This is a genomic window from Pseudoalteromonas sp. R3 (assembly GCF_004014715.1).
Lineage (GTDB): Bacteria > Pseudomonadota > Gammaproteobacteria > Enterobacterales > Alteromonadaceae > Pseudoalteromonas.
In genome coordinates, this window is sequence record NZ_CP034834.1 from 1,282,829 (window position 1) to 1,300,579 (window position 17,751).

The window sequence follows — 17,751 nt, forward strand, 5'->3', positions numbered from 1 at the left end:
AATTCCAAAACTCACCATAATAATAAGAGCAACTTCAAATGAAATACTTATTGACCGTCCTGTTTACCCTGGTTTTTATCGGCGGCTGCACGTCAACTTCGCAGTCAGATCCTCAGATTAAAAACGGCTATGTTCAGATGCAATTCGATATTAACGAGCAAGGCAGGCCCGAGAACATCCGTATTATTGAGTCAAGTCACAATGGCTTATTTGACCAAGAAGCCATACGCTCACTAAAAGAATGGAAATATAACCCTAAAATTGAAAATGGCACACCCGTCAGGCAAACCAACCAAAAGGTGCAGCTGGACTTTGATATCAAAAATTAAGCAGACAGTTCGTAAACGAGTTTATTTCGTTTTGTTCCGCGCATAGGCAATGCGACGCGCGGTTCTTCGTTTAGTGCCTATTTGGGATTTGACTTTCATCGGGCATAACAATGCAGCAATAGCGGCCAACAGTGGAGTTATTACAGCGCCCAACAAAATCAAGTCGACAGACCGTATGGTAAAAGCAAAGATTGATACAAGCATAAGACTCAGGTTCATTGCGCCTGTTATCGTCCATAAAGCGCCTTTGTGAAGATAAAGTAGCGAACCACATAGTCTACAACGGACTTTTGTATCAAAGATGAGAAGCGATTTCTGCAGTGGAGAAATCCCATTTTGGGCACAATCAGGGCACTTCATTCACAATTCCCATTGAGCAAGATGAGTAATACCAATTTGCTTAATTAAGAGTTCTATCTTGAGGCGAGAAAATATCGTCGATAATAAGGCAAAAATTTCGCTATTTAGTTGTTCTAAATTAGAAATTTTTAACACCGTTAGCGGCATTTTTGCTCCTTCAAATTGAACAGGTATTAAGTGAAATTGGTATAAGATATTACTTTGATTTAACAGCAATTGATATGGGCGCTGAGCCCCGTTGCGTAAGCAGTTCGGGGCTTGTGCTTATTCGTCATTGAGTTCACTAAGCTGCTGTTCGACGCGCGCCAGCAAAGGTCCAAACCTTTTTTCGGCGGCGCGTTTATTCCAAAAGTAGATCCCCACCATGCCAAGCAGCACAATCAGGTAATACACTTGCATATGGCTCTCGAGTCGAATTACTCCTTCATCATCCATATTGGCGCCCAGCGTGATCAGCATGACACTGACAAAAATGGGGGCTATATACCACCATACTATGCCCTCCAGGAGTTGTTTTTGCTGAGCCAGCCTTTGCTGTTCCTGAGCCAAATATGCCCGGATGCTGTCATCTTTGCAGGGTGAAGTTCGTCTGGCTTTAAGCAGTTTATAAGGGATATACAGGCTGGTCAGGATAGCCAGAACACAGCCTGAAGACTGGACCCAGTTTAAGCTGATTGTGAGGCCGTACAGCCAGACAGGAATAAGCAATAATGAAATGGAGATTTCCATAAAATCGCGCACTTTAATATCTCGCTGATATTTCTTTGTTTTAGTCTTAAGCTCATCGATCTGCAATGCCAGTTTCGCTTCTGAGCTGCTGGTTTCAATTTGCTGTGCAAAGTTGTGCTTTAGATCATCCAGTTTCATGACTCGTCTCCTACAAAGTTTTGTTCAAACTCACGTTTAATGCGCTTTATTCGTGAGCGCACTGCGTTGTCACTTATCCCTAATACCTGTGCAATGTCTTCCGATTTCAGGCCATCCAGATACATCATCAGCACGCCGGCATCGATATCACTGAGCTTATCCATAAACTGATTTAGAATATCGGCCTGACAGCCAGCCTGTTCAGCTTGAGGTTGCTGTTTGCTGTGCCTCGTAATGGATTGTTTAATGTCATTATGTTTAATTCGGGTTTTAACAAAGGTGTTGGCCGTATTCAGCGCTACCTTATACACCCAGGTGCCGATGGAGGACTGCCCCGAAAAGCTTTCATAACTGCGCCACAATTGCAGCAGGATCTCCTGATACATATCATCGCGCTCACTGGCTCCGCCATAGCGCTCAGCTATGTATCGGATCCGCCCGTCGTTGTCAGCGAGCATCTGTTTGAATGAATGTTGTGTGTTCACTGTGTCCCTGCTTGTTGTTATTGATGATACTTAGTTAGTCGGCCACATGAGTGAAATGTGTCACAGCTTGGCAAAAAAGATAAGTGAATTTGGCTAAAAGCAGGAAATGTGCAGGGTTGCGGTGGAGCATGATGATTTACCAAAGCCCTGCCAGGAGGGCTTTGGTATTAGTACGCGGTTACAGTTTGCCCTCAGCCAGGCCAATGATAAAGCCATAGCTCAGCGCTATATCGTTGATGCGCTTAAAGCGGCCCGACGCACCGCCGTGTCCGGCTTCCATATCGGTTTTTAACAGCAAGGTGTTGTCGTCTGTTTTATACTCGCGCAGCTTGGCTACCCATTTAGCTGGCTCAAAGTATTGTACCTGAGAGTCATGCAGACCGGTTGTAACTAGCATGTTCGGGTAATTTTGAGCACTGACTTGATCATAAGGTGAGTAAGAGCGCATATAGTCAAAATAGACTTTGTCATTCGGGTTACCCCATTCATCATACTCATTGGTTGTCAGCGGTAATGATTCATCCAGCATGGTATTGATCACGTCCACAAAGGGCACTGCAGAGTGAACGCCATGATACAGTTCAGGTTCCTGATTGATCACCGCGCCCATTAGCAGACCGCCAGCACTACCACCACGGGCGTACAAACGTTTTGCATCGCCATAACCTGATTTAGTCAATGCCTTGGTGACGTCGATGAAGTCATTAAAGGTGTTTTTCTTATTGAGTTTTTTACCATCTTCATACCAAGGTCTGCCTAACGCCTGAGAGCCACGAATGTGGGCAATGGCATAAACAAAGCCCCGGTCCAGCAGGCTCAACGTACTGACTCGGAAGTAAGGGTCGCGAGTTGAACCGTAAGAACCATAACCATATTGCAGCAGTGGATTGGTCCCATCTTTTTTGAACATGGCTTTTTTGTAAACCAGTGTGACGGGGACTTTCACGCCATCTCTGGCTGTAATGAATAGACGCTCGGAAGCGTATTCATCGGCGTTGAAATCGCCCAGTACTTTGGTTTGCTTGCGCTGCGTTTTTTCCAGTGTATTCAGGTCGATATCATAGATGGTCTCAGGCGTAGTCATGCTCTCGTAGCTTACCCTGACAAAACTGCTGCCCAGCTCCTTGTTGCCAGTCATCTCTGCCATATAGGCCGGATCATTAAACGTCAGGGTTTTATGTGAGCGAGTTTTTAAATCAAGCACATTCAGAGTGCCTACACCTTCAACCCGTGATTGGTATACCAGATGATTGTCAAAAAGCTCAACGTCTTCCAGCTTGGCCTCAGGGTTGTGGGCAATGATGGTCTTCCATTTACGTTTATCCGACACCTCATCTTTGTGCGCTTTCATAAGCTTAAAGTTGACGGCATTGTCATTGGTATAAACAAAATAGTAGTCGCCCTGCTTGAGCACATTGTACTCATGCCCTTTGGTGCCAGGCAGCAGGCGATATGGCTTTGCTTGTTTGTTGTTGGCATCAATAACGGACAGACCCTTGGCTTCTGTGCTGTCGTGGACGATGTAAATTTCACTGCCGTCTTTGCTTCTTTCCAGGTAGGTGTAATAGGTATTGTCTTTTTCTTCATACACCAGCTCATCTTGTGACTGGTCCTGACCCAGCACGTGACGATACACCTGATAGCCGAGTAAGGTCACAGGGTCTTTCTTGATGTAATAAATACTGCGGTTGTCATTGCCCCACTGGATGCTGTCGGAGGCGCCTTCTAATTTGTCTGTGTAAACTTCTCCAGTTTCAAGGTTTTTCACACTGACCGTATATATGCGACGACTTAGCGTATCTTCTGCAAAGGCCATGAGCTTGCCGTCCGGGCTTACGCTTAGTGCACCCAGGCCGTAGTAAGCCTGGCCTTCAGCCCGCTCGTTGGCATCAAATAGTTGGGTAGCTTTGGTGCCGTCTGGGTTTTTACTGCGGTAGTAAATACGATATTCCTGATCGCCTTTTACTTCACTGAAGTAGTAATAGTCACCGCGTTTGTACGGCACACTGCGGTCATCCTTATCGATTTTATTTTTGATTTCTTCAAACAAGTCTTTGCGCAATGACTCGATAGGAGCCAGCTTTGCATCTGCATAGCGGTTCTCCTGCTCAAGATGAGACAGCACTTTCTCTGAACTTCGGGTGTCGTCGCGTAACCAGTGATAGTTATCAACCAGGTCATAACCATGGATCTGGGTGATGTGAGGAATTTTTTGTGCAACAGGAGGCTGAACTTGTTGCTGGCTTACTTGAGTGTCTGTGTTTTGTTCTGTCATAGTCTGGCTGCACGCGCTGGCCAGCATAATTGCACCTGCAATGGCGCTGAATTTGAGGGTTGTCATGTCTATCCTTTTTGACATTCGGGGTATGCCCGGTTGGTCAGTAAAATGAGTCGGTGCTCAAATGTGTTTAATTTGATTGTTGTCGGATTGTAATCTCATCTTTAACAAAAGTACAAAGGGCCTGAGATAAGTGGAGTGGTTTGGCGGGCAGGTGTAATAATTTGGCAAGGGCCAGCTCTGTGACGAGCTGGCATATCCTGATGTTAGCAGTTTTCGTTTTCTGCATTGAGGTTTTCTTTGGCTTTTTCACACAAGTCTTCGGCCTTGTTTTGTACATCTGTGATGGTCTCGTCAACGCGCTCGCCCGCGTCTTCTGCCGGGCCGTCAGAACAGCCAGCCAGGCCCAAAACAGTGATAAATAAAGTGGCTTGTAGTGCAGTAATCATGTTGTTCATAATGTGCTCCTTAATCAATTCAATGAGGTTACTTGTGGCTTACTATGCGTTTGGCTTTTTAATCACAGGCAGCACAAACGACAGCAAAACCAGGGCAATAAAAACAAAGAACAATATCTGTGCAATGCCTGCTGCGGCACCGGCGATACCACTAAAACCCAGAATGGCACTGATCAGTGCAAGTACTAAAAATCCGAGTGACCAACGTAACATGTGAACCTCCTGTTTGTGTGTAATCAGGCAGGGCCTGTGCCCTGCGTTATCAAAGGTGCGACCGTGACGCCCTAAGCAGTCAGCTCCTGCAGCGTTTTCATTTCGTTGTGACATGCTTGCATGCGAACCTGAACCTGCCTTAAGTCCTGAACACACTGAGGCGGCAATTGTTGCTCTAACGCATCGGCCACTTTTTCCAGCACCTTATCCTCTACTTCTTCCAGCTGCGAGATGTAGGTGTGTGTTTTGTCAGTACTCAATACACCCAGCACCTTAGTGTAATGCTCACGCAGCGTGACCAGCATGTCAGAGTCAGTTTCGCGCTCGCCTTCGTCAATCAGCGCGTAGGTTTGCAATTTCGAAATTGCCTGAACCTTTTCCGTGATCATTTTGTTGAAAATGGCACTGATATGCTCGTCGTCCACTTTTTCTTTGGCATCTTTGTAAAATTCAACACCACCATTAAGCACCTTTACTAACTCCTTTAAAGGTTCCATATCGTAGTTTGAATGTGTCATAGTTAAACTCCTTACTTGATTGCTTAAGTTTGTTTGTTACTTTAACTAATGCATGGCCTATACCAGTTTTAAATTTGATTAATATCAATGCGTTGTGGGTTTTAAAGTAAACGGGCGATGCAAGCTTTACCTTGTGTCTGTAACTTTTACGCTTAACTACTGTGTACTTCTTTCTCACCTTGCTGTTTGTGTGTTCGCTGGCGCATGTTGATTTGCATGTCCTCCAGATTAGCACCGCCTTTGGCATTAAAATCCAGCGTACGTATAGGAAAGGGAATAAGAATATCGTTTTCTTCCAGGGTTCTGTGGATTGCAATAATGGCTTTGTGGCGCATCTGCATAAAGCCAATCTCACCGGGATAGTCAATCCAGAACCACACCAGCAGATTGACAGAGCTGTCGCCAAACCCACAGGCATACACATCCGTTTCGTGTTGTTTTATTACGCCATCCAGAGCATTTATTGCGTCCACAATGACAGATTCGGCCTGCTCAATGTCATCGGCATAGGAGATCCCCACCTCAATTTCTATCCGACGAGTGGCCAGACGCGAGTAATTGATCAGCTCGTTTTTAAACAGGATCTTGTTAGGTACTATGGCCAGCTGGCCATAAAAGTTCTCTATTAAGGTATTGCGCAGGTTAACCCGACGGACCGTGCCGAAGGTGTCACCGGCTTCCACGACATCGCCAACCCTAAAGGGTTTACGGATGCCCATTACGACCCCGGCAATCATATTTTCGGTCATATCCTGAAAGGCAAAACCGATTGCCAGGCCGATGATGCCGGCCCCGGCAAGTAACGAAGCTACCGCTTTTGACAGCCCCATAATATCCAGCGCGAAGAAAAAGCCGATTGCAACCAGGATCATGCGGCAGATCCCCGCAATCAGTCCGGCAATCTGGTTTGACTCAAATAAGCGTTTCAGCAAAGTCAGTAGCCAGCGTGCAAGGAGTTTAGACAGGAACACAAACACAATAAAAATGAGTGTTGCAATGACCAGGTTGGGTAAATTCTTAATCGTCAGTTCGGCCCAGTGCACGAGCTTTTCATTGATGAGCGACCAGAAGTCTTGTGGGGTAAATGTAAATGACATAACGCCTCCTTTATATGTATCTGGTGATAGCAGCAGGGAGCGTGCCATTGGACTATATATTTAATTTCAATGGGTTAGTAAAAAGTGTGATGGTCTGTGTAGAATTTTCCAGTAAATAGTTCCACACCGGTATGTAAAATATACAGGCAAAAGGCTGGGGAATTATCTAACCATATGATTTTAAATGGCTAAATCGGTTGGCACGTAAGCTGCACCTGTCAAAGTGAACTCATCCACAAGGAGAATGATTATGAAACGCACAATTCTAACACTTGCTTTTGCTACGGCTTTTTCAACTTCTGCGGTTAATGCTGCTGACAATCAGTGGGAAAAAGAGGCCAGCGACGCCTGGATAGACGGTAAAGCTGAAGCCACTTTGTTATTCAATGGCAACCTGAATTCGTTCGACATCAACACAGATGTGAAAAACGGCGTGGTGGTCCTTACAGGTAAAGTAGACCACAGCGTTGATAAAAAACTGGCAACTGAGCTGTTGATCGGTATCGACGGTGTGAAAGAAGTAGACAACCGTTTAACGGTAGTACCAGAGGTACAGGATAAAGACGACGACGGCAATGCCGAGTCTGACTTTGTTGATGCCAAAATCGCGACAGTCATTAAAACCCGTCTGCTGTTTGATACTGACATCAGCGGTACCGACATCGACGTTGATGTCGACAATCAAACCGTCACGCTTACCGGTGAAGTCGAGTCAGACGCCGAGAAGCAGCTGGTGGTAAATATTGCGACCAATGCAGACGATGTGAAACGCGTTAACAACAAGCTGACCGTTATTGATGAACGCTCATAGAGCAACACAGTTACTCCGTTGACTTTTAGGCACGCTTAGCGTGCCTTTTTTATGCGTTGTGTACAATGGCTGCCAGGTCGGGAAGTGAAACGGGTTTTAGTAACACCTGGCTGACCGGGTAAGAGAGCAGGGCGTCTGGGTCGGGTTCACTGCCACTAACCACCACCAGCTTAGCTGAGCTTTGGCGCTTATGAACAGCCTCAACCAGCGCCAGTCCGGAGCCATCGGGTAAATTTAAATCTAGCATTACCACATTAAAGTCAGCGTGTTTGTCCAGCTCGCTCAGGCCCTCAGCGCAGCTGCCGGCAGCAACGACTTCACACTCTAATGACTCCAGCAAGAGCTTCATTAAGTTGCGCGCATCCGGGTCGTCTTCAACTAGTAAAATCCGCTTGCTCTTGGCGTTTGGATCGCCGTGCTGTGAGGTGAGCATGTTTTGTGCAGGCTGGGCGGATAAATAATCCTTTAAGCAGGATTCAAGCCGAGTAAGGTTAATGGGTTTGGTCAGGGTATCGTTAAAGCCGAGGGCTTTAAGGGTGTCCAGATTACTTTTCTGAGCTGCGGCGGTTAGTGAGATAATGGGTGTACTAATACCCTGAGCGCGCAGTTTAACAATGGCGTCTTTGCCGTTTAATACTGGCATGTGTAAGTCCATGAACACCAGGTCAAAGTCCGCATCAGCGTGAGTGAGTAAATCACAGGCAACTTTGCCATTTTCCGCATAGCTGACGTTGGCACCGGTGGCTGTAATGAGTTGCCCCAGCAACTGGCGAATTTCGGGCAAATCTTCAACGATGAGTACCTTGCCGGATAAATCGGTTACCCTGGCCGAAGGTCGGTTCACAGTGGTACCGAGCAGATCTAGCTGGCCAAGTTGTCCGGAACATCGGCCCGGCTCGATGGTAAAGCTGAAGGTACTGCCGCTGCCCACGCTTGATTCAACCTGTAAACTCCCACCAAGCAGGCGGATCAGGGCTGAGCTGATGGCCAGTCCAAGGCCGGCGCCTTCCTCAGAGCGCGTGGTACTGTCCTGCACCTGCTCAAAGGGCTTAAAAATATGTGCCAATTTATCCTGAGGAATACCAATGCCGGTATCTTCAATCGCAAAACAGAGTTTGCCTTCAGCTGCTGGCCGTACCTCAATTGAAACTTGCCCACTTGGCGTGAATTTTATGGCGTTGTAAACCAGGTTTATTAACACCTGCTTCAGCCGTTTTTCATCGGACTCGATATAGGCGGGTAAGGGCGCGTCGGTGTGAATTGCAAACTGAATGCTCTTTTTATCCGCAGCCATGGAAAACAGGCTGTGCAGATCGGCAAGCAATGAGGCCAGGCAGATCTCGCTGGGCTCAACTTGCAGGCTGTTGGCGTTGATTTTCGACAAATCCAGTACGTCATTAAGCAGATTTAGCAAATGCTGGCTGTTATTGTGAATGATAGACAGCTCTGGTTTGATATTGTCCAGCTCGCTGCGGGTCAGTAACAGATCGGTATAGCCCATGATAGAGGTCAGGGGAGTGCGCAACTCATGACTCAGGTGCGCCAGAAAGCGGTCCTTGGCGCGGCTGGTGGCCTGTGCCCGCAGCCGCTCCAGGCGCTCACTTTCAAGCTCCCGACGGGACAGAGCATAGCGGATCGCGCGGATAAAGCGTGGGCTGCTGATCTCAGATTTAAGCAAGAAATCTTGCGCACCCAGTGCTAAGGCGTCGGCGTCCAATACCTCGTCGGCCTGACCTGTGAGCATCATAAATGAGGTATTGATGGGCAGCGCTTTGGCGGCTTCAAGAATGGTCAGGCCGGTATGTTTGCCAAGCTGATGGTCGAGCAGGCAAAGATCGAATTGATCAGACTCAAGTGCCTGAAGCACTTCATCGAATTCACTGAGCCAGGTGACTTCAAACTGATAGTTTGGTATTTGCTGTAAGTAATCCAGTGCCAGTATATAGTCGTCTTCATCATCCTCTACCAGCAGTAGCTTGACCACCTGCGCATGTTGCATCTTTCCCTCCTAAGGTAATTCGACGATTTCGATCCAATACTTGCCCAGCTGACGCATCAGCTCCACCAGGCCATCAAAGTTCACGGGTTTGGAGATGTACGACGCGGCGCCAAGGTCATATCCTCTGAGTTTGTCTTCTTCTTCCTTAGAGGTAGTGAGGATCACCACCGGAATTGAGCGCAGCGTTGGGTCGCTCTTAATTTTGTGCAGCGCCTCACGGCCATCCATGCGTGGCATGTTCAAATCCAGCAGGATAATACTGGGCCGGGGGTGTTTGGTTTTGTCTTCGAACGGCGGCTCATTGTTAAGATACGCCAGCAGCTCAACACCATCTTGCACAAAGTTCAGGTTGTTTAACACCCGGCTTTCCTGCAGGGCGTCCTGAGTCAGCAAACGATCATCTTCATCGTCGTCTGCCATCAAAATATTAATGCGTCTGGTTGATAAGCTGCTCATCGGCGGTGTCCTTTAATGTGAGAGTGGAAGCAAGGTCGGGTATCAGGATCCGAAAAGTGGTGCCCTGGCCTTCAATACTGTGTGCGCTGATCTGTCCGCCATGGCGCTCAACAATGCGACGGCACACGGCAAGACCAATGCCTGTCCCTTCATAAGATTTGCGGGTATGCAGGCGCTGAAACGGCGTAAAAATTTTCTCATTGTATTCGGCGGCAAAGCCAATACCATTGTCGGTGATGTCAATTTCCAGCCAGTCACACTCAATGTCTTCAAGTAACTTGCTGGGAGCGGCGGTTTTGCTCATGGTAATGACAATTTGTGGCGGCACGCCTTCGCGGCGGAATTTAATGGCGTTAGATAACAAGTTTAAAAACAACTGGTGAAGCTGTATTGGGTCGCCTTCAATGGTCGGTAATGGGTCAACCTGAATGCGGGCATTGGCGTCGCTGATGGTTATCTCCAGGTCATCCAGCACAGTCTCTATGAGTGGATTAAGTGCGACGTCTTCGAAATCCTTTCCTTTGGTCGTCACTCTGGATAAGGAGAGCAGATCGGTGATTAGTACCGACATCCGCTTGGCTGCGTTGTCCATTCTGGACAGGTAATCTTTACCTTTGTCATCCAGCAGCGCTTCGTAATTGGCCTTGATGCGATCAGAAAACGCGCGAATTTTTCGAAGTGGCTCCTGTAAGTCATGAGAAGCGATAAACGCAAAGTCTTCGAGCTCGCGATTGCTGCGGGTCAGTTCATCCGCGTAAAGCTCCAGTGCCTGAGTACGCTCTTTTACTTTGTCTTCGAGTTGCTCATTGTAGCGTTCCAGCTGCTCTTTTGAGCGACGCACACTGTGCAGGTGCTTAATTAAAAACACCAAAAACAGGGTGCTGATCAGGGTGCTTAATACTGTGAACCAGATCAGGTTGTCTTTTGCGGTTTCCCGTGCCTGCGTCAGGCGCGCCATCAGCAGATTTCTGATCTCGGTTTCTTCTGCCATGATGGTGGCGTACAGGGTGCGTAAGTCAATCCCGGTACTTCGCACATCGTCCAGCATCCTGTGTGGTTCAAGCTGCTCATTGTCCCTAGCCTGCGCTACACTAGCAGACAGTGATTCAAATTTAATCTGAGCATGCTGAATGTAACGTTCCAGGCGCCGCTGCTGAGGGGGGCTTTCCGAACGGATCGTCTGAGCCTTGCTCAGGCTATGTTCAAATTTTTTCAGTGCAATCTGATAAGGAGCCAGATCGCTTTCGCGCTGGGAAATGAGATAACCTCGTTGTCCGGATTCGGCATTCAGAATGTCAATGTGCAGCTGATCGACCCTAAGCATGACTTCGCCGGTATTTTGCAAACTTTGTTGAATTCGGGCGATTTCGTCGGTGTTTCTTAATCCCAAAGAGGCCACTAATATAACTCCAGCCAGGATCAGCAGCGGGATTAGCCACACCATATTCTGCATACGGCGGGAGTAATTAAATGCGCGCACTGTAGCTCCCGTCAATCTTGCGTCATCAAGGTTTGGAGCAATTCGCTACACGCCTTGCTGGCTTTAATGATATCGTCGGCTGATTGCTGAATCTCAGCTTCTGAACCTGGCTTCTGGCTTAGGATCTTAATCAATTCTGCGTGCATAGAAATATGGTTGAGTGGCTTTCTGGCATCATGAATGAGCGTTGCTATATCAGGCTTGTCTGTCATCTTTCCCCCTCGCTTTACTTTGTTTCTTCAGGTGTTGATTGCTCATACGCATTCAGGCGGTTGTACAGTGTTTTAGTGCTGATCCCCAGCATTTTTGCGGCCAGAGTTTTATTGCCATCGACCGACTCCAGAGTCTGGTAAATCAGTTTTCGCTCGACCTCTTCAATGGTTTCTCCGACTTTAACCGGCGCGGACAGGGTTGTGGCAGATGTGGCTGGTGCCTGAGATGGAGCTTGAACGTCAGGCTCCTGAGCACTCGCGAATGGTGAGCTGACAATCTCATCTATCATCAGTGTGGTTGTATCGGGATCTGCCATAATAAATGCGCGATGAATACAGTGTTTCAGCTCTCGAATATTGCCTGGCCAGCTGTGTGCAGCCAGTACAGCATGAGCCTGCTCGGTGAGTTGATATTGTGTTTTGTATTCTTCATTGAGCTGGTGGACAAAAAACTCACTCAGCAGCGGTATATCCTGAGGACGTGCCCGCAGCGGTGGGATTTCAATGGGGAAGACGGCAAGGCGAAAATAAATGTCTTCGCGCAGTACGTTTTTTTGCGCGATTTCGGCCAGCGTCCGGTTGGTGGCAGATACCACACGACAATTGACCTCTATGGGCTTAGCCCCTCCCACCCGGGTAATGGTTTGCGTTTCCAGTGCCCTGAGCAGGTTAGGCTGCATTTCAATGGGCATTTCTGTGACTTCATCCAGGAATAATGTGCCATTTTGTGCCAGCTCAAATACGCCTTTCTTTTGGTTGATTGCGCCGGTAAAGGCGCCTTTTTCATGACCAAATAATTCGCTGCCGATCAGATCTTTGGCAATCGCGCCACAGTTCACAGATACTTGATCACCGCTGCACTGGCTGGCATTGTGGATGGCCTTAGCAACGACTTCTTTACCTGACCCACTTTCTCCCATTAACAATACGTTGGCATTGGTTTTAGCGACCCGATCTATCATAGTAACCAGCTTTTTCATGGCGGGCGAGTGGCCGATCAAGCAGCCAAAATGACGCTCAAAGGGATCGGTTTGGGTATGATGAGTGGCGGACTTTTTGTTTAATACGCGCTTCACGTCATCGGCTTCAATGGGCTTGGTCAGGTAATTGATTTGCTCGTCGCACATGCTGGCCAGTGCTGCTTTGACCGAAGGGTGGCCTGTTATCAGGGTAATTTGTGCTGATAATTTAAGGCTACGTATGTGATCTATGAGATGTAAGCCACTGCCATCGGGGAGCATAAAGTCGAGGAACAGGTGGTCAAAGCGCATATCAGTAAGCCACTGTTTTGCTTCGTCAATACTGCCTGCGGTGTATACATCACAGCCTATAAATTCAATGATCCGAGCGGCGATAGTCGTAAATTCATGGTCATCATCAACCAGCAGAACGGTCTTCATTCGGGATCCTTGTTAGTTTGAATGTGTCGACTCTGAAGCCATGATCCACAAGGAAGCCTGATTCACTTCAATGTTAAGGCTGTCGGCACTTTTTACTTCACCATCAATACTATACTGTATTTGCTCTGAGTCTGCGTGTAAAGTGACTTGCTTGCAGTGGGCGTGTGAAACGGCACTTTCCTGTGCTGCTTTACCAGATACGCCGGTGGCGATTAGCTGTGCCACACTCAGCGCACGAGATGCAGACTCTGGCTCATGACGGATCAGCGTTAGATCCAGCAAGCCATCCTGATAATCTGGTTCACCACCTCCTTGCGCCAGCACTGTGGTTATGGGAGCTGCGTTGGCGACCACCAGACTGGCAATATCCAAGCTTTGTTCTGGCTGATTATCTGTGCGCAATGTTACGTGTTGTTTATGTCCATCAGAGAGTGCATTGATAAAGCCACTGATGTAGGCCAGCTGGCCACTGCGATTTTTTTCGCTGCGATTGGCGTGCTCAATCATTTGTGCCTCAAATCCAAAGGCGGCAACCAACAGGCCCGTCTCGCCGTTGCAGGTCATGGTATCTATTTGTATGTGATGTTCACTCAAAAGCACGTCACAGGCACTGCTGACAGGATCAACTTTACTGCGTATCCCCAGCAGTACGTGTGCCAGCGCATTGGCTGTGCCAAGCGGAATAAAGCCCAATTTACATTCACTGTTTACCAGCGCATGAGCAACGGCGGTCAGCGTACCATCACCGCCACAGGCAATCAGGCGCTCTGTGTCTTGACTTAGCTTAGCGGCCAGCGCTGCAACGTCTGTGTCCTGTTCGGTAAAGTGCAGAACAAGCGTATACTGGCTGCACAGCAGGCCAATCACCTGGTTGTCGTATAAGTGCCACTTTCCGCCACCCGAAACAGGGTTGATGATTATCGGCAGGCGTACGCTTGGGGCTTCATGCACGCGATGCATGAGCGAGCTAAGACGGCGGTGTTGGTAACGATTTAAGCGCGCTGTCTGGCGTTTGCCATTGATAAATTGCATGGCATCATCCACGGATAAGGATGGGTCCTGCAGCATCAGGTAAGCAGCAACGACAAATACTGAGCGGCCACGTCCCAGCGCACAATGGACGACTACTTTCTTGTTGAGCTGATGCATCACGGTAATCCAGTTCAGCGCATGTCGCAATTGGGTTTCACTGGGAGTTTGATGGTCCAAAATGGGTATATTCAGGTAGTACAAGCCTTGCTCTTCGGCAGACCAGTTCAGGCCGTCGAATTCGGCAGTAACATCCAGTATTGCTTCAACTTGTTTGGATTGCAGCATGGGGATATCACTGGGAAACAAACGACAGGCTAAAAACAAGTTGTCTTTCACTTCTTGTACCGGTGGCACACTGTCCTGGTATCGTTGCCAGGCATTATAGAGCTGCGCCCCTATAAAATAGGGTAGCAGCAATACTTTGATATAAAATGGTACTTGCCCCGTGGTGCGTTTACGGAACAGTTCTGGTCTGTCTAGCGCATAAGCTACGTAGACGCAGGCAATAGACGCACTGAGCCAGATAGATGGCAAAAGCATCAAGTTGTTCAGGTTCAATATGATTAGTGGCAGGGTAAACAGCAGTAAAACAAGATAGTAGTGCGCTGTGCTCATGAATACTCCTAATGTGAGAGACTGATAGACACTATTCAATTTTCATTCCGCTTTGCAGGCCCTTAAAACAGCGTCTCCAGACTTCAGCGTAGGAGGGTTTTACAGAGTATGTAAAATTTACCGGCCTGATTATGAATTAATTGCTTGATTCTGATCATTAAGAACAGGGCAATTTAGTTGGTGAAATATTCATGAAGAAAATCAAGCATAGTGCGCAATCTCGTTGGCATAAACTCGGTATGCTTATAGAGCGCGTACATCGGCAGTGTATGACCTTGCCTGTCTTCAAATAATTTAATGAGCGTGCCTTCTGCCAGGTGTGTATCAACCATCCAGCTCGGCATGGCTGCAACGCCTAACCCTGAAAGGGCTAATTTAACAATCATTTCCGGACTGTCAGATCTGATATATTCATTAACAGTGTAGTGTTTGTTATCTAACTGCCAGATATTAGAGGGATTACTGAGAGCATAGGTGATGCATCGATGGGTTAAAAGTGATTCGGGGGTAGATGGCGTGCCATTCAGCTTTAGATATTGAGGCGCTGCGAAGTAGCAAGCATCGTGGTCCAGCAACTTCTTTGCCTTAAGCCCCGAGTCTTTTAGCGCTGAAGCCCGGATTGCAATGTCTACGTCCTCATTTATCAGGTCTACATGCTGATCGCTTACACTTACATCCAGAGTCACTTTAGGGTAGCGGTGCATAAACTCACAAAGCGGATCTGCCAGACGCTGCGTTGCGAAAGCACTGGGTGCAGAGATTTTAATATGGCCACTGATCTGTGTTTGTTCATCACGGATCTGGTGCTCTATTTCGCTCATAGTGTCGAGCAGCGATTGGCTGTATTTAAGGTATGTCTTTCCTGATGTGGTTAGTGCAATAGCGCGAGATGTTCTGTGAAACAGGGTAAAGCCAAGGTGCTGCTCAAGCCAGGCAATTTTTTTGCTTACCGCACTTTGAGTCATATTGAGCGCATTTGCTGTGTGGGTAAAGCTTCCTCTTTTAGCCACTTCAGTAAATAGCCTAATACAGGTCAGTTTGTCCATGGTCATTCCATTTTGGAATACATTCTAGGTAAACAATACTATTCATTGAGTTTAATTGGAATGCTTTAATGCTCCTCCTTAGCCCTATTAGGAGGATATTGATGGTTATAATTGCTACTTTGCTGGCTGTTTTCTTTACTCTGGCTGGCTCTCAAAAGATTTTTGCCTGGAGCGCTGGTGTGTTCAAAATACAAAGTGAATTTTTCAGGCGATACGGGCTTGGCAGAAGGCACATGTATGGGATCGGTATCATTGAATCGGCCGCTGCCGGATTGCTAGCCTTTGCTATAATCGCTGAACAAGAAAAAGCTTTGCAGCTTGGCTCGGTCCTAATACTACTGACCTCTGTTGGTGCATGTTACTTCCACTTCAAATATGACACATTCAAAGACGCCATTGCTGCGATACTAACCGGGTGCGGTTCAGTTTCCCTGCTCGTTTGTGGGTTACTGTAGTTCGCTAATGGGCGCCATGATGGAGCCCATTATTATTGATGACTTTACGCTCTGGCCAATTTCTTCAACGCGGAGCGGGCTTTTTTCTTGAGGCGCTCACTAAGCGTTTCGGTAATGACCTCGTTCAATAGCTGTTTTGCAACTGTGGTTTTGCTGCGATCTATCGCAATTTCGGCCAGCCTGAATTTGACCTGGCTTTTATCTGGCATATCGTAGTAGTGCGAAGCTTCATCCAGATACTGCCTTAATGCCGCTTCACCCTCGTCATGGTGTTTACCCAGTTGCTGGCTGAGTACACCAATGAGCACCAGTGAATGGTTTCTGGCTTTCTCCTGTTGAGTGGTCGCTGTTTTCATGGTCGCAGCTTTGCGGAACTGGCGTAAAGCTTCTTCGCTCTGGTCAAGCTCGTGATATACCTGACCCAGAGTGTAAAAGAATCTAGGCTCTGCAGCATATTGTTTCTGTCCGATGGCAATTAAGCGAGCGAACTCATCATGTTCACCTGTTTTACCTAACAGATGCAAGCGAGTAAGGAAGGCTTCAAAAGGGGCGATTTTTTCTAATTCGTTAATATGTGTCAAAGCGGCCTGTTCATCGCCTCCAAACATAGAAGGGGCATTGATATAAAACTTGATCAGTGCAGTGCGATATTCCGTATTACCCGGGGCCAAATCCACAGCTTTGATAAACGATGCTTTGAGCTTTTTAATATAACCAGAGACACTGAAAATACTTGCCTGCTCGGCAATTTTGGCGACCACTTCAACATGGGCAAAATAGAGCTCTGGATTGTTCGGGTGCTGAGCGAGTGCATCTTCTATATGCTGTAGCGCAACTTCATCTTTATCGCTTTTCAGCGCAATACGTGCCAGAAGCAGCGGCTTGTGATAATCAGAGGTCTGCTGTTGCAGCAAAAGAGACTGTGCGAGGCGTAGATTGCCTTTTTCAAATTCTGCCCGACCCTGTTCAATACTGGCAGTGGCTGTAGTGCTGCAAATTAGCAGTGCAAGGGCATGAGTCGTGTGTTATTCATGTGTATGTTTCCTTCTAAGTATCTAAAATAAATAGTGTTACTTTTTAAGCTGTCGCTCAGTGAACGTACTGGTTTGCGACTTAATTGACGGGGCTTCCGATTGGGTGTGCGGCAGGGGCATGCCAACGGATGGCCGTCCAGGCAATGGATAAAAGTAAGCTAAGTTGAATGGCGGCCAGAAACAGGTAAAAGGGAGCGGTTTCCACACCCCCCAGTACAAACACAAAGGTAAGCGGGACGGCCACAAGGTTACATAACCGGTTTATTCGGTAGCCGAGAAACTGGGATAAAAAAATCATCATAATGGGAATTTCGATGAGTACGGCGCTGATCAGTAGCAGTGGCTGTGATAGTTTGACTGAGCCGGAATAGCCACTCATCAATGTCTCAATGACGCCAGGCGTGATAAAAGCCGAGACAAAGGCCAGGATATCGGCATAAATCATATTGAGCATCACCAGCAACCAAAGCGTTGCAAGTTTAATGCGAATACGGCCATCGGATATTTCGCTAGCGGTTGAATTTGGGTTTGTCATACGTGGTTCCTTAGTTCATATTGGGGTCCATGTAAAAAGGTTTGCCCGGCTGTATCCAGGTAGCACTCAGA

At 47.5% G+C, this 17,751-nt stretch carries 19 protein-coding genes; 3 read left to right on the plus strand and 16 right to left on the minus strand.

From position 1 onward, the window contains the following. Window positions 1-38: 38 nt before the first annotated feature. Window positions 39-329, plus strand: a complete 291-nt coding sequence (locus ELR70_RS04690; protein WP_054013434.1) for an energy transducer TonB — start codon at window positions 39-41, stop codon at window positions 327-329. Window positions 330-953: 624 nt separating this feature from the next. On the opposite strand, the gene ELR70_RS04700 is transcribed toward ELR70_RS04690, so the two are convergent. The 7 genes from ELR70_RS04700 to ELR70_RS04730 form a co-directional block, all read right to left on the minus strand. Then, window positions 954-1,556: a hypothetical protein gene (locus ELR70_RS04700; protein WP_054013432.1), complete on the minus strand. Its 603-nt coding sequence runs from the start codon at window positions 1,554-1,556 to the stop codon at window positions 954-956. Further along, window positions 1,553-2,041 (minus strand): sigma-70 family RNA polymerase sigma factor, encoded by a 489-nt coding sequence (locus ELR70_RS04705; RefSeq protein ID WP_054013431.1) that lies wholly within the window; start codon window positions 2,039-2,041, stop codon window positions 1,553-1,555. The genes ELR70_RS04700 and ELR70_RS04705 overlap by 4 nt, the downstream gene beginning before the upstream one ends. A gap of 178 nt (window positions 2,042-2,219) precedes the next feature. Then, entirely contained in the window at window positions 2,220-4,382 is a 2,163-nt protein-coding gene (locus tag ELR70_RS04710; protein WP_054013430.1) for an oligopeptidase B, read from the minus strand. Between the two features lie 203 nt (window positions 4,383-4,585). Beyond that, the gene (locus ELR70_RS04715; protein ID WP_054013429.1) at window positions 4,586-4,777 is read right to left on the minus strand and encodes a hypothetical protein; all 192 of its coding nucleotides are present in this window, start codon (window positions 4,775-4,777) and stop codon (window positions 4,586-4,588) included. A 42-nt stretch (window positions 4,778-4,819) separates the two neighbouring features. Further along, window positions 4,820-4,990 carry a DUF1328 family protein gene (locus ELR70_RS04720; RefSeq protein WP_082353057.1) on the minus strand — a complete coding sequence of 57 codons (171 nt, stop codon included), beginning with the start codon at window positions 4,988-4,990 and terminating at the stop codon, window positions 4,820-4,822. A gap of 71 nt (window positions 4,991-5,061) precedes the next feature. After that, window positions 5,062-5,508 carry a PA2169 family four-helix-bundle protein gene (locus ELR70_RS04725; protein ID WP_054013428.1) on the minus strand — a complete coding sequence of 149 codons (447 nt, stop codon included), beginning with the start codon at window positions 5,506-5,508 and terminating at the stop codon, window positions 5,062-5,064. A gap of 152 nt (window positions 5,509-5,660) precedes the next feature. After that, the gene (locus ELR70_RS04730; protein ID WP_054013427.1) at window positions 5,661-6,605 is read right to left on the minus strand and encodes a mechanosensitive ion channel family protein; all 945 of its coding nucleotides are present in this window, start codon (window positions 6,603-6,605) and stop codon (window positions 5,661-5,663) included. A 250-nt stretch (window positions 6,606-6,855) separates the two neighbouring features. On the opposite strand from ELR70_RS04730, the gene ELR70_RS04735 reads away from it, so the two are divergent. Next, the gene (locus tag ELR70_RS04735; protein ID WP_054013426.1) at window positions 6,856-7,416 is read left to right on the plus strand and encodes a BON domain-containing protein; all 561 of its coding nucleotides are present in this window, start codon (window positions 6,856-6,858) and stop codon (window positions 7,414-7,416) included. 49 nt (window positions 7,417-7,465) lie between these two features. Here the strand turns inward: ELR70_RS04735 and ELR70_RS04740 are convergent, their stop codons facing one another. The 7 genes from ELR70_RS04740 to ELR70_RS04770 all read right to left on the minus strand — a co-directional run bounded on the left by ELR70_RS04740 (window position 7,466) and on the right by ELR70_RS04770 (window position 15,656). Further along, window positions 7,466-9,415: a response regulator gene (locus ELR70_RS04740; RefSeq protein ID WP_054013425.1), complete on the minus strand. Its 1,950-nt coding sequence runs from the start codon at window positions 9,413-9,415 to the stop codon at window positions 7,466-7,468. A 9-nt stretch (window positions 9,416-9,424) separates the two neighbouring features. After that, the gene (locus ELR70_RS04745; RefSeq protein ID WP_054013424.1) at window positions 9,425-9,871 is read right to left on the minus strand and encodes a response regulator; all 447 of its coding nucleotides are present in this window, start codon (window positions 9,869-9,871) and stop codon (window positions 9,425-9,427) included. Continuing rightward, window positions 9,843-11,351, minus strand: a complete 1,509-nt coding sequence (locus ELR70_RS04750; protein WP_128064486.1) for a sensor histidine kinase — start codon at window positions 11,349-11,351, stop codon at window positions 9,843-9,845. Before ELR70_RS04750 ends, ELR70_RS04745 begins: the two co-directional genes overlap by 29 nt. Window positions 11,352-11,362: 11 nt before the next feature. After that, window positions 11,363-11,563 carry a histidine kinase gene (locus ELR70_RS04755; RefSeq protein WP_054013422.1) on the minus strand — a complete coding sequence of 67 codons (201 nt, stop codon included), beginning with the start codon at window positions 11,561-11,563 and terminating at the stop codon, window positions 11,363-11,365. A gap of 14 nt (window positions 11,564-11,577) precedes the next feature. Then, window positions 11,578-12,963 (minus strand): sigma-54 dependent transcriptional regulator, encoded by a 1,386-nt coding sequence (locus ELR70_RS04760; protein ID WP_054013421.1) that lies wholly within the window; start codon window positions 12,961-12,963, stop codon window positions 11,578-11,580. Between the two features lie 12 nt (window positions 12,964-12,975). Then, complete coding sequence (locus ELR70_RS04765; protein ID WP_054013420.1) at window positions 12,976-14,610, minus strand: diacylglycerol kinase family protein; 1,635 nt, start codon at window positions 14,608-14,610, stop codon at window positions 12,976-12,978. Between the two features lie 173 nt (window positions 14,611-14,783). Further along, window positions 14,784-15,656: a LysR family transcriptional regulator gene (locus ELR70_RS04770; protein WP_054013419.1), complete on the minus strand. Its 873-nt coding sequence runs from the start codon at window positions 15,654-15,656 to the stop codon at window positions 14,784-14,786. 101 nt (window positions 15,657-15,757) lie between these two features. On the opposite strand from ELR70_RS04770, the gene ELR70_RS04775 reads away from it, so the two are divergent. After that, entirely contained in the window at window positions 15,758-16,111 is a 354-nt protein-coding gene (locus tag ELR70_RS04775) for a DoxX family protein (RefSeq protein WP_054013418.1), read from the plus strand. 44 nt (window positions 16,112-16,155) lie between these two features. On the opposite strand, the gene ELR70_RS04780 is transcribed toward ELR70_RS04775, so the two are convergent. Continuing rightward, window positions 16,156-17,025 (minus strand): hypothetical protein, encoded by an 870-nt coding sequence (locus ELR70_RS04780; protein ID WP_128064487.1) that lies wholly within the window; start codon window positions 17,023-17,025, stop codon window positions 16,156-16,158. A gap of 199 nt (window positions 17,026-17,224) precedes the next feature. Then, window positions 17,225-17,680, minus strand: a complete 456-nt coding sequence (locus ELR70_RS04785; protein WP_054013416.1) for a DUF6326 family protein — start codon at window positions 17,678-17,680, stop codon at window positions 17,225-17,227. Window positions 17,681-17,751: the final 71 nt, after the last annotated feature.

Excerpts from the sequence above, each read along its gene's own strand:
- ELR70_RS04690 (WP_054013434.1), top strand. The coding sequence starts at position 39 with ATGAAATACTTATTGACCGTCCTGTTTACCCTGGTTTTTATCGGCGGC.
- ELR70_RS04700 (WP_054013432.1), bottom strand. The coding sequence starts at position 1,556 with ATGAAACTGGATGATCTAAAGCACAACTTTGCACAGCAAATTGAAACC.
- ELR70_RS04710 (WP_054013430.1), bottom strand. The coding sequence starts at position 4,382 with ATGACAACCCTCAAATTCAGCGCCATTGCAGGTGCAATTATGCTGGCC.
- ELR70_RS04715 (WP_054013429.1), bottom strand. The coding sequence starts at position 4,777 with ATGAACAACATGATTACTGCACTACAAGCCACTTTATTTATCACTGTT.
- ELR70_RS04720 (WP_082353057.1), bottom strand. The coding sequence starts at position 4,990 with ATGTTACGTTGGTCACTCGGATTTTTAGTACTTGCACTGATCAGTGCC.
- ELR70_RS04725 (WP_054013428.1), bottom strand. The coding sequence starts at position 5,508 with ATGACACATTCAAACTACGATATGGAACCTTTAAAGGAGTTAGTAAAG.
- ELR70_RS04730 (WP_054013427.1), bottom strand. The coding sequence starts at position 6,605 with ATGTCATTTACATTTACCCCACAAGACTTCTGGTCGCTCATCAATGAA.
- ELR70_RS04735 (WP_054013426.1), top strand. The coding sequence starts at position 6,856 with ATGAAACGCACAATTCTAACACTTGCTTTTGCTACGGCTTTTTCAACT.
- ELR70_RS04740 (WP_054013425.1), bottom strand. The coding sequence starts at position 9,415 with ATGCAACATGCGCAGGTGGTCAAGCTACTGCTGGTAGAGGATGATGAA.
- ELR70_RS04745 (WP_054013424.1), bottom strand. The coding sequence starts at position 9,871 with ATGAGCAGCTTATCAACCAGACGCATTAATATTTTGATGGCAGACGAC.
- ELR70_RS04755 (WP_054013422.1), bottom strand. The coding sequence starts at position 11,563 with ATGACAGACAAGCCTGATATAGCAACGCTCATTCATGATGCCAGAAAG.
- ELR70_RS04760 (WP_054013421.1), bottom strand. The coding sequence starts at position 12,963 with ATGAAGACCGTTCTGCTGGTTGATGATGACCATGAATTTACGACTATC.
- ELR70_RS04765 (WP_054013420.1), bottom strand. The coding sequence starts at position 14,610 with ATGAGCACAGCGCACTACTATCTTGTTTTACTGCTGTTTACCCTGCCA.
- ELR70_RS04770 (WP_054013419.1), bottom strand. The coding sequence starts at position 15,656 with ATGGACAAACTGACCTGTATTAGGCTATTTACTGAAGTGGCTAAAAGA.
- ELR70_RS04775 (WP_054013418.1), top strand. The coding sequence starts at position 15,758 with ATGGTTATAATTGCTACTTTGCTGGCTGTTTTCTTTACTCTGGCTGGC.
- ELR70_RS04785 (WP_054013416.1), bottom strand. The coding sequence starts at position 17,680 with ATGACAAACCCAAATTCAACCGCTAGCGAAATATCCGATGGCCGTATT.